General features: G+C 70.8%; 1 protein-coding gene. It reads left to right on the forward strand.

Annotation, left to right across the window (positions count from 1 at the left end):
* The first annotated feature begins 68 nt into the window (after positions 1–68).
* Positions 69–1,055 (forward strand): S1C family serine protease, encoded by a 987-nt coding sequence (locus IE312_RS37340; RefSeq protein WP_189986764.1) that lies wholly within the window; start codon positions 69–71, stop codon positions 1,053–1,055.
* Positions 1,056–1,094 lie beyond the last annotated feature (39 nt).

Genomic DNA, 1,094 nt, shown 5'->3' on the forward strand with positions numbered 1-1,094 from the left:
ACGAGGTTCTGCCGGGCTTCTCAGGGAGCACTCAGGCGGCTCTCATGGTCGCGGGGGAATCTCTTGTCATGACCGAGAGCCAGGGCACCCCCGAGCAGCCGTACTCCCCCTCCGCCCCCCTGCACCCCGAGTGGCCGCCCCCGCCGCCGTACCGGCCGGTCACGGAAACCGTCCCGCAGCACAGGAAGCGGACCCGGGGCCCGGTGGGTCTGCTGGCGGCGGTCGCGATCGTCGCGGCGGCGGTCGGCGGCGGCACCGCCTACGCCTTCCAGGAGCTGACCGGCAAGGACACGGTCACCACCGCCGGCAGCAGCACCACCACCGTGGTGCCGACCGGCAAACGGGGTGACGTCGCGGCCATCGCCGCCGCGGTCAGCCCCAGCGTGGTCGAGATCAACGCCGACCTCGCCGGCGGCTCCTCCACCGGCTCCGGCGTGATCATCACCTCGGGCGGCGAGATCGTCACCAACAACCACGTCGTCTCCGGCGCCGACTCCATCAAGGTGCGCACCAGCGACGGCAAGAGCTACACCGCCGACGTGGTCGGCATCGACAGCTCCAAGGACCTGGCGCTGATCAAGCTGCGGGGCGCCTCCGGCCTGAAGCCGGCCGCGCTCGGCGACTCCAGCGGCGTCCAGGTCGGCGACACGGTCGTCGCGATCGGCTCCCCCGAGGGCCTGACCGGCACCGTCACCAGCGGCATCGTCTCCGCCCTGGACCGGGACGTCACGGTCTCCACCGACGAGAACCAGGGCCAGAACCAGGGCGGCGGACAGTGGCCGTTCCAGTTCGGCGGCCGCGAGTTCAACGGCGACACCGGCTCGTCCACCACCACCTACAAGGCCATCCAGACCGACGCGTCCCTCAACCCCGGCAACTCCGGCGGCGCCCTGATCGACGCGAGCGGTCACGTCATCGGCATCAACTCCGCGATGTACGCGGGCTCGCAGGCCTCGTCGTCCTCGGACGCGGGCAGCGTCGGCCTCGGCTTCGCGATCCCCGTCGACACCGTCAAGTCCGACCTCGCCAAGCTGCGGGCGGGCTCCGGAAGCTAGCGACACGAGTGCAAGGAGCAGATCATGATCAAGAACGTT

The sequence above is a fragment of the Streptomyces capoamus genome, assembly GCF_014654935.1.
GTDB classification, from domain to species: Bacteria; Actinomycetota; Actinomycetes; order Streptomycetales; family Streptomycetaceae; genus Streptomyces; species Streptomyces capoamus.

Coding starts and splice junctions, on each gene's coding strand:
- IE312_RS37340 (WP_189986764.1), top strand. CDS start 69: ATGACCGAGAGCCAGGGCACCCCCGAGCAGCCGTACTCCCCCTCCGCC.